Source organism: Streptomyces sp. NPDC001137 (assembly GCF_040298885.1).
Classification (GTDB): Bacteria; Actinomycetota; Actinomycetes; order Streptomycetales; family Streptomycetaceae; genus Streptomyces.
Genome location: NZ_JBEPBA010000048.1, coordinates 36,122 through 43,966 on the forward strand (window position 1 = coordinate 36,122; position 7,845 = coordinate 43,966).

Consider the following 7,845-nt stretch of genomic DNA (forward strand, 5'->3'; position numbering starts at 1 on the left):
CGATCGCGATGGCCACGATCGAGGAGTGCCGCGCCGCACTCGAGAAGCTCTCGGACAACATGCAGACCGCCGAGGGGGACGTCCGCACGGCCGCGTCCCTGGACCGCTCGGTGAGCTGCCGGATCACCGACCTCGACATCACGTTCGTCGGCAGGATGACGGGCGGCCGGATCGTGGTGCAGGACACGATCCAGGGCCCACCCCGGGAGAAGGCCGAGATCAGACTGACCATGAAGGGCGACGACCTGGTGGCCATGGTCGACGGCGAGCTGAACTTCGCCAAGGCCTGGGGCTCGGGCCGCGTCAAGCTGGAGGCAGGCCTGCGTGACCTGTTCCAGCTCAGGAAACTTCTGTAGCCGCTACGCGCGCGCGTGCCTTACGCGCCGCGGGCACCACCAGCGGGGTCCCCGTCTCCGGGTCGTCGACGACCTGGCAGCGCAGCCCGAAGACCTCCTCGACCAGTTCGGCCGTGACGATGTCACCGGGCGCGCCCTCGGCGACGACCTGCCCGTCACGCAGGGCGATCAGGTGGGTGGCGTACCGGGCGGCATGGTTGAGGTCGTGCAGTACGGCGACGAGCGTACGGCCCTGTTCCTCGTGCAGCTCGGCACAGAGGTCGAGGACGTCGATCTGGTGCTGGATGTCCAGATAGGTCGTCGGTTCGTCGAGCAGCAGCAGCGGGGTCTGCTGGGCGAGCGCCATGGCGATCCACACGCGCTGCCGCTGCCCGCCGGACAATTCGTCGACATAGCGATCTGCGAGTTCGGCGACCCCGGTCTGCGCCATCGCTTCCCGTACGACCCGCTCGTCCTCGGCCGACCACTGGCGCAGGAGGCCCTGGTGCGGATACCGGCCACGGCCGACGAGGTCGGCGACGGTGATGCCATCGGGCGCGATCGACGACTGGGGCAGCAGGCCGAGCGTCCGCGCGACCTTCTTCGCCGGCATCGACTGGATGACCTGCCCGTCCAGCAGCACCCGCCCCTGGCTCGGCTTCAGCATCCGCGACAGGGCGCGCAGCAGCGTGGACTTGCCGCACGCGTTCGGGCCGACGATCACCGTGAAGGATTGGTCGGGGATCTCCACCGAGAGCTGCTCGGCGATGACCCGCTGGTCGTAGGCGAGGGTGACGTTCTCGGCGGACAGGCGGTTCACTGCGCTCCTTGGGATGTACGGGTTCTTCGGGCCGCTCATGTCCGGCTTCGCGGGCTCGCTCATATCCGGCCGGCCCTGCGCTCGGTGACCAGCAACCACAGCAGATAGACACCGCCGAGGACGCCGGTGACCACGCCCACGGGCAGCTGGTCGGCGCCGAAGGCCCGCTGCGAGATCCAGTCGGCGCCGACCAGCAGGGCGGCGCCCATGCACAGGGACGACAGCAGGTTGGGGCCGGGCGAGCGGGTCAGACGGCGGGCGAGCTGGGGTGCGGTGAGCGCCACGAAGCTGACGGGTCCCGCGGCGGCGGTGGCGGTGGCGGTGAGCAGCACGGCGGCCACCATCAGCAGCGCCCGTACGCGCTCCACCCGCACCCCGAGGGCGTTCGAGACGTCGTCGCCCATCTCCATCATCCGCAGCCCGCGCGCGTTGGCGAGGACCAGCGGTACGAGTACGGCACACAGTCCGAGCAGCGGCCAGACCTGCTCCCAGTCCCGGCCGCTGAGGGATCCGGTCATCCAGACGACCGCGCGGGCCGCGTCGACGAGGTCGGACACCGTGAGCAGATAGCCGTTGACCGCCGTGACGATCGCGGACACTCCGATACCGACCAGAACCAGTCGATAACCGTGCACGCCCCGCTTCCAGGCGAGCAGATAGATGGCAAGCCCGGTCGCAAGCCCGCCCACGAGTGCCCCCATGGTGACCTGCGCCGCGCTCCCGGAGAACAGCACGATCATCACGAGCGCCCCGGCCGTCGCCCCCTGCCCGAGGCCGAGCACGTCCGGACTGCCCAGCGGATTGCGGGTGACGGCCTGGAACAGCGCCCCACCGAGCCCCAGCGAGGCCCCGACCAGCAGCCCGACCAGGACACGCGGCAGCCGCAGCTCATTGACGATGAACTCCTGCCCGGCGTTGCCGCCCCCGGCCAGAGTCCTCAGCACATCGCCGGCCGAGATCGGGAAGTCGCCGGTGCCGATCAGCAGGACGCTCGCGGCGAGCGTGGCGAGCAGCAGCAGGGCGACGACGGTGGCCGCCCGGACGTCCAGGCGCACGGAGAGCCCGCCCGGCGTCCTCAGCACACGGTTGCTCTTCACAGCTGCGCCGTCCTCCGTCGTCGTACCAGAAGGATGAAGACCGGCCCGCCGATGATCGCGGTGATGATGCCGACCTGGAGCTCCGAGGGACGGGCGACGACCCGGCCGATGACATCGGCACCGAGCAGCAGCACGGGCGACAGGATCGTGGCGTACGGCAGGATCCAGCGCAGATCGGGGCCGGTGAAGGACCGTACGACATGCGGGACCATCAGCCCCACGAACGCGATCGGCCCGCAGGCGGCGGTCGCCGCGCCGCACAGCACGACGGCGGCGAGCATGGACAGCGCACGCGTCCGGTTCAGATGGGCGCCGAGGGCCTTGGCGGTGTCGTCACCCATGGCCACGGCGTTGAGCGGCCGGGCGAGGCCGAGCGCGAGAAGCGTGCCGGCCGCGAGGAACGGCAGCACCTGCAAAATGGTCGAGTTGGTCGCCGAGGAGAGCGAACCAACCGTCCAGAAGCGCATTTTGTTCAGCGCCGCGTCATCCATGATCATCACGGCCTGCAGATAGCCGTACAGGGCGGCGCTGATGGCGGTGCCGGCGAGCGCGAGCCGCACCGGCGTGGCACCCCGGCTGCCGCCGAGGAACCAGACCAGCGCGCCCACGGCTGCCGCCCCGAAAAAGGCGAACCAGACATAGCCGCCCAGGCTCGTGACACCGAAGTACGTCATGGCGGTGACGACCGCGGCCGACGCGCCCGCGTTGATGCCGAGCAGTCCGGGGTCGGCCAGCGGATTGCGGGTGAGCGCCTGCAGCACTGCCCCGGACAGGCCGAGTGCCGCCCCGGCGAGCAGCCCGAGGACCGTCCGCGACAGCCGCTCGTCGACCACGACGTCGCCGTACGTCCCCGTGTCCTGGAACAGCCCGTGCCAGACCTGCTCCAGGGGCAGCTCTTTCGCACCGATGGCGATGCTCGCCAGCGCGACGAGCACCAGGAGGGCAATGGACGCAACGAACCCAAAGGCCCGTATCGCCCGGCGGGTCGGGGGCGCGGGGGCGGTCGCCGCGCGCTGTTCTGGAGGACTGTCGACCAACACGCAAGTTAGGTTAGCCTACCCTCGCATCAGTCCCCGATCCCCGGTCGCGACGGCCGGGCGATTCAGTGCCCCGTCCGCCTACCGCCCGGCGCGCCGCCTCACAACTCCAGCCGCGCCAGCGCCTTCCCCGCATCCAGCTCGCACACACCCTCGCCGGCCGCCGTCCAGGCCGCCGCGCACAAGGCCCGCAGGCCGTCCAAGGCCTCGCCGTCACCGTCCAGTTCGAGCCGGTCCGCGCCGGCCGTCGCCGTCCATCCGCCGCACCGGAAGCCGCCGTCCGCCTCGACGACCTGCGGCTGTCCCGTGAGCAGCCCGCGCAGATCCGCGTCGACATACGTCGGCCGGTGCTGCGGCGGCGCGGCCAGCAGCTGCGCGCCGTCGGTGACACCGGTCAGCACGAGCAGCGAGTCGACCTCACCGTTGAACGCGCCCTCGATGTCCGTGTCCAGCCGGTCCCCGACCACCAACGGCCGCCGCGCGCCCGTCCGCAGGATCGTCTCCCGATGCATGGGAGGCAACGGCTTGCCCGCGACCTGCGGTTCGGCACCGGTCGCTATGCGCACCACCTCCACCGCGGCGCCGTTGCCCGGTGCGATCCCGCGCGCACTTGGGATCGTCAGGTCGGTGTTGGACGCGTACCAGGGCACCCCCCGCGCGATGGCGTAGCAGGCCTCCGCGAACCGCGCCCACTGCAACTCGGGCCCGCCGTACCCCTGCACGACCGCCGCCGGTTCGTCCTCCGCCGACTCGACGGGCACGAGCCCACGCTCCCGCAGCGCGACCCGCAGCCCCTCGCCACCGATGACCAGCACGCGCGCGCCGGCCGGCACCTGCTCGCTGATCAGCCGTGCGACCGCCTGAGCGGAGGTGATGACGTCATCGGCCCCGGTCGGTATCCCAAGCTCGGTCAGATGGTCCGCCACCGTGTCCGGCGTCCGCAGTGCGTTGTTGGTGACGTACGCGAGATGCATCCCGCCCGCCCGAGCCGTGCCCAGCGACTCGACCGCGTACGCAATGGCATTGCCCCCCGCGTACACCACACCGTCGAGGTCGAGCAGCGCGGTGTCGTACGCCTCGCTCAGGGCCTGGCCACTGCCCTCGGGCCTCGTCCTGACGCTCTGGCTCATTCCACATCGCTCCTCGTTCGACGGCCTTTCCCCCGATCATCCCTCACACCACTGACACACGTACGATGCCGGGATGAACACAGCAGGTCACTCGGAAGCAACGGCGCGCCGAGGCCTGGAACTCACCCCGTTCCGAGGCCTTCGCTACGACCCCGACCGGGTCGGCAGCCTCGCCGCCGTGACGTCCCCGCCGTACGACGTCGTCGTACGCCCCGACGGCCTGCACCACCTCCAGTCCGCCGACCCGCACAACATCGTCCGCCTGATCCTCCCGCAGGCCACCACCCCCGCGGCCCGCAACGAACAGGCCGCCGACACCCTCCGCCACTGGCTCTCCGAGGGCGTCCTGACCACCGACCCCGAACCGGGCCTGTACGTCTACGAGCAGCGCGACGGCGACGGAATGCTCCAGCGCGGCATCATCGGCGCCCTGCGCGTCACGGACCCGTCGGAGGGCGTGGTCCTGCCGCACGAGGACGTCATGCCGCACGTGGTCGCCGACCGCGCGGCCCTGATGCGCGCCACCTCCGCGAACCTCGAGCCCCTGCTTCTCACCTACCGCGGCAACGGTTCGACCTCCTCGGCCATCGAGGTCGTGGAACGGGTCGCCGGCCACCCGCCCCTCCTGGCCACCACCACGGAGGACGGCTTCAGCCACCGCCTGTGGTCGATCACCGACCCGGACGACCTCGCCCGCGTCCAGTCCGACCTGTCCCAGCAACAGGCCCTGATCGCCGACGGCCACCACCGCTGGGCGACCTATCGCCGACTGCGCACCGAGCACACCTCGCCGAGCCCCTGGGACTACGGCCTCGTCCTCCTGGTCGACACGGCCCGCTACCCGCTGCGCGTCCGCGCCATCCACCGCCTCCTGCACGGCCTGCCGGTCGCCGACGCACTCGCCGCCCTGGACGGCCTGTTCCGCATACGGCACCTGCCCGGCCCCCTGCCGGAAGCCCTGGACGCCCTCGCGGACGCGGCCTGCGCCGGCAACGCCTTCCTGCTCGCCGGCGACGGCGCCTTCCACCTGATCGACCGCCCGGACCCGGACCTCCTGGCCCGTACGATCCCCGCCGACCGCCCGGCAGCCTGGCGCACCCTGGACGCCACGGTCCTGCACGCCACGCTCCTCGACCAGGTCTGGCACATCCCCGAGAACGACCCGTCCCGTGTCGCCTACATCCACGACACGGCGGCCACGGTCGAAAAGGCGGAACGCGACGGCGGTACGGCCGTGCTGATGCACCCGGTCCGCGAGGAGGTCGTCCGCGACCTGGCCCGCCAGGGCGTGACGATGCCCCGCAAGTCGACCTCGTTCGGCCCGAAGCCGGCATCGGGTCTGGTGCTGCGCGCCCTGGACCTCTGAGCCCCTCCCCCTATGCAAAAGGGCATGCAAAAGGGCGGGACCTCACGGTCCCGCCCTTCCTCACAGAGTCAGTCCTTGCCGTCCTCGGCCTCGGTCTCCGTGCCCTCTTCCTCGTCACCTTCGTCGCTCTCGTCGAAGGCGTCGACGAACTCCACACCGTCCAGCTCGGCGAGCCGGTCCGAGGCGTCCGTGCTGCCGTCCTTGTCGGCCTCGACGGCCTTGGCGAACCACTCCCGCGCCTCACCCTCGCGACCGGCGGCGAGCAGCGCGTCCGCGTACGCGTACCGCAGCCGGGCGGTCCACGGCTGCACGGAACTGGACGCCAGCTCGGGGCTCTGCAGCGTCACGATGGCCGCATCGAGCTGCCCCATGTCACGCCGGGCGCCGGCCGCGACGAGCCGCATCTCGACCTGCCCGGCCTTGTCCAGCTTCTGCACCTCGGGCGCCCCGGCCATGTCCAGCGCCTTCTCCGGCCGCCCGAGCCCACGCTCGCAGTCGGCCATGACGGGCCACAGCTCAGCACTGCCGGTCATCCGCCGCGCGGCCCGGAACTCGGCAAGCGCCTCCGCGTACTTCTGGTTGGCGTACGCGGCGAACCCGCCCGCCTCTCGTACGGCGGCGACGCGCGACGCCAGCCGCAGCGCGATCTTGGAGTAGGCGTAGGCGCGCTCGGGGTCCTCGTCGATGAGCCGGGCGACCATCACCAGGTTCTTCGCGACATCGTCCGCGAGCGTCTTCGGCAGGCTCAGCAGCTCCTGCCGTACGTCCTTGTCGATCTCATCGCCGGTGACGTCCTCGGGGATGGGCAGCCGCTTGATCGGCTCGCGATCCCTGTCACGGTCCCGCTCGTCGCGGAACCGGCTGCCACCACCGCGCCGGTCGTCACGCCCGCGGAAGCCTCCGGGACGGCCACCACGGTCGTCACGGCGGGGGCCGCCGCGTCCACCACGGTCATCGCGGCCGCGGAAGCCGCCGCGCTCGCCGCCCCGGCTGTCGTCCCGCCGGAAGCCACCGCGGTCGCCTTCCCTGCGCTCGCCACGGTCGTCACGCCGGAAGGGCGGACGCTCTCCGCGATCGCCACGGTCGTCACGGCGGAACGAGGGGCGGTCTCCGCGCTCTCCACGGTCTCCGCGCTCATCGCGGCGGAAGGACGGGCGGTCCCCACGGTCGTCGCGCCGGAAGCCACGGTCCCGGTCGTCGCCGCGGTAGCCGCGGTCCCGGTCGTCCCTGCGGTCGTCCCTGCGGTCGTCGCGGCGACCGTAGCCGCCGCGGTCGGAACCACCGCGGTTGTCGTCACGCCGGTCGTCCCGACGATCATCCCTGCGGAAACCGCCGCGGTCACCGCGCTCATCGCTCCGGCGGTCGTCCCGACGGCCGTACCCACCGCCGCGGTTGTCGTCCCGACGGAAGCCACCGCGGTCGTCCCGGCGGTCGTCACGCGGGCGGTCGTCACGGCGGAAGGAGGGGCGGTCCCCACGGTCTCCACGGTCGTCCCGACGGAAGCCACGGTCACGGTCCCGGTCGTCCCGGCGCGGCCCACGGTCGCGGTCATCGCGCTGGAAGGCCGGACGGGAGCCACGGTCACCCTCGCGCCGGTCGTCCCGACGGCCGTACCCGCCACCGCGGTTGTCGTCCCGACGGAAGCCACCGCGGTCGTCCCGGCGGTCGTCACGCGGGCGGTCGTCACGCCGGCCCTGTCCACCACGGTTGTCGTCGCGGCGACCGTAGCCACCGCGGTCGGAACCTCCGCGGTTGTCATCGCGCCGGTCGTCACGGCGGAAACCACCGCGGTAACCGCCACGGTCTCCGCGGTCCCCACTGTCCCGTCGCCGCTGGTCGCGCTCCGGTCGGTCGTCGGGAGAGTTGGTGGACATGGGTGACTCCTGTCTTCGGTACTGCAAGCATTGTAAAAACGAAAGGACCCCTGGCCCCAGCTGAACGCTGGGACCAGGGGTCCTTCCAAAGATTGTTCGGCGGCGTCCTACTCTCCCACAGGGTCCCCCCTGCAGTACCATCGGCGCTGTAAGGCTTAGCTTCCGGGTTCGGAATGTAACCGGGCG

7 protein-coding genes and 1 rRNA gene are annotated in these 7,845 nt (G+C 71.6%); 2 read left to right on the forward strand and 6 right to left on the reverse strand.

Translation table 11 applies throughout. The features are described from left to right. Positions 1-8: 8 nt before the first annotated feature. Positions 9-356 (forward strand): SCP2 sterol-binding domain-containing protein, encoded by a 348-nt coding sequence (locus ABT254_RS45630; protein ID WP_351483630.1) that lies wholly within the window; start codon positions 9-11, stop codon positions 354-356. Here ABT254_RS45630 and ABT254_RS45635 read toward each other — a convergent pair. The 4 genes from ABT254_RS45635 to ABT254_RS45650 all read right to left on the reverse strand — a co-directional run bounded on the left by ABT254_RS45635 (position 340) and on the right by ABT254_RS45650 (position 4,419). Continuing rightward, positions 340-1,218, reverse strand: a complete 879-nt coding sequence (locus ABT254_RS45635; protein ID WP_450753397.1) for an ABC transporter ATP-binding protein — start codon at positions 1,216-1,218, stop codon at positions 340-342. The genes ABT254_RS45630 and ABT254_RS45635 overlap by 17 nt on opposite strands. Beyond that, positions 1,215-2,252, reverse strand: coding sequence for a FecCD family ABC transporter permease (locus tag ABT254_RS45640; RefSeq protein WP_351483631.1), 1,038 nt, complete (start codon positions 2,250-2,252; stop codon positions 1,215-1,217). Before ABT254_RS45640 ends, ABT254_RS45635 begins: the two co-directional genes overlap by 4 nt. After that, a complete protein-coding gene (locus ABT254_RS45645; protein ID WP_351483632.1) occupies positions 2,249-3,292 on the reverse strand; it encodes a FecCD family ABC transporter permease in 1,044 nt (347 codons plus the stop codon). The genes ABT254_RS45640 and ABT254_RS45645 overlap by 4 nt, the downstream gene beginning before the upstream one ends. A gap of 98 nt (positions 3,293-3,390) precedes the next feature. Further along, a complete protein-coding gene (locus ABT254_RS45650; RefSeq protein ID WP_351483633.1) occupies positions 3,391-4,419 on the reverse strand; it encodes an HAD hydrolase-like protein in 1,029 nt (342 codons plus the stop codon). Positions 4,420-4,492: 73 nt separating this feature from the next. Between ABT254_RS45650 and ABT254_RS45655 the strand changes: the two genes are divergently transcribed. Then, a complete protein-coding gene (locus ABT254_RS45655) occupies positions 4,493-5,785 on the forward strand; it encodes a DUF1015 domain-containing protein (RefSeq protein ID WP_351483634.1) in 1,293 nt (430 codons plus the stop codon). A 68-nt stretch (positions 5,786-5,853) separates the two neighbouring features. Here the strand turns inward: ABT254_RS45655 and ABT254_RS45660 are convergent, their stop codons facing one another. Both ABT254_RS45660 and rrf read right to left on the reverse strand, forming a co-directional pair. Next, on the reverse strand, positions 5,854-6,594 hold the full coding sequence (locus tag ABT254_RS45660; protein WP_351483640.1) for a hypothetical protein: 741 nt from the start codon (positions 6,592-6,594) through the stop codon (positions 5,854-5,856). A gap of 1,159 nt (positions 6,595-7,753) precedes the next feature. Further along, a 5S ribosomal RNA gene (gene rrf, locus ABT254_RS45665) occupies positions 7,754-7,845 on the reverse strand; the annotation flags it as partial.